The organism is Bacillus sp. JJ783 (genome assembly GCF_036963225.1).
Lineage (GTDB): Bacteria > Bacillota > Bacilli > Bacillales > Bacillaceae_G > Bacillus_A > Bacillus_A cereus_U.
The window spans coordinates 1-296 of record NZ_JBALMG010000232.1 but is presented as its reverse complement, the minus strand read 5'-3'; positions in this window follow the sequence as shown (position 1 = coordinate 296).

Below are 296 nucleotides of genomic sequence, written 5' to 3'. Positions count from 1 at the left end.
ATGAAAGGGTGTACAAATTTCGTTATTTTATACCTTTTCTTAAGTTGATAGCTATCGCAGCTATACATATGGTATTAGGAACATGAATAGTATTCGTTACAGAAACCACCCTAATAGCTGAATCAGAAGTTATTACAATTCAATTGACTATTTTACTTCTTCTGTGGGGACTTTCAAAGGATGTACAAAAGTGTAAAGAAAAACCGCTCGTTACTTTAATTATTTTAATTACTTATGGTATTGGCACTTACTTATATGTGATATTTGCTTTCAGAGGTTATTGATTAATATAATGA